2 protein-coding genes are annotated in these 1,106 nt (G+C 31.9%); both read left to right on the forward strand.

The genetic code is table 11. The features are described 5' to 3' along the window. Nucleotides 1-612 (forward strand): methyltransferase domain-containing protein (locus AB1349_14590; GenBank protein ID MEW6558554.1); only part of this gene is annotated, 612 nt, incomplete at its 5' end. A gap of 24 nt (nt 613-636) precedes the next feature. Further along, nucleotides 637-1,106: class I SAM-dependent methyltransferase (locus AB1349_14595; protein ID MEW6558555.1), on the forward strand; the 470-nt coding region annotated here is incomplete at its 3' end.

Raw genomic sequence — 1,106 nt, forward strand, 5'->3', positions numbered from 1 at the left:
ACAGAGTTTGTAGATTTTGCAAAAATGAAGAACATACAATTTGATATCATTACTTTCTTTGAAGTCTTAGAACACCAGGACAATTTGCAGTCTTTTATACAAGATATTACAACATTATTGAAGAAGGATGGATTTATCGCTGGGTCGGTCCCCAATAGAGATAGATTTCTAGCAAAACTGTCTGATAGAGCGTTCGGTTTTGGAGATTATCCACCTCATCATTTTACAAGATGGTCTACGGAAATATTAAAAATTTATCTTGAAAAGAATGACTTCACCGATATCTGGCTAAAACCGTGCTATTTTTTCTCTCTTTTAGAGGCATCGTACTGGTGGCAAAGAGTGATTCTAGGAAATTTTATGAATGTGGCCAGATTGAAAATAAAAAAGTTCTTTTCAGGTGATGAACAATTGGCATACCTAACAATGGGTGAAATCATTAAAAATAAAGAAGGGAATAAAAAGATGCATATATTTGTAGGGAATTTTTTTAAAGTCATTAATGAGTGTTCAAAAATATTTGAAAAAGCAACATTTCTGCCATTGGCTTTAATTACGCTCAGAGCGATGAATAGACAAGGTCAGAGTATTTATTTCAAAGCTAAAAAGTAGCAACTGAGAAATTGTTTTTTTACAATGAATTCAAGTAATAAGGCTTCTGCAATTATAAATAGAATTGTTAGTAGTTATACTGTAGCATTCATGAAATACCTTTTAGGCTTTAGAAATGCTTATACTTCACTTACTCCGTATGAACAGGAGATGCTTTCAATTTTTGCGAAGGGAAAAAAGTGCATTATCGAGATAGGTGTCTTTGAAGGTGTTACCAGTAAAGTATTCTGTCAAAGTATGGATAGTGATGGGAAACTCTATCTTATAGACCCATATTTTTTGAATTTAAGATTAGAAAAGTTGTTAAACTTTTCATTTCCACAATTCATAGCTAAAAGAGAAATAAGAAAATGGAAAAATCAAGTTGAATTTATACGACAGACTTCAGTAGAAGCTGCCCATACATTGTTAAAGTCTCAAATTAAAGCGGAACTTATTTTCATAGATGCTAAGCATGATTACTACTCAGTTCTGGAAGATTTTAAAATTTGGAT

The organism is Elusimicrobiota bacterium (genome assembly GCA_040757695.1).
GTDB lineage: Bacteria > Elusimicrobiota > UBA8919 > UBA8919 > UBA8919 > JBFLWK01.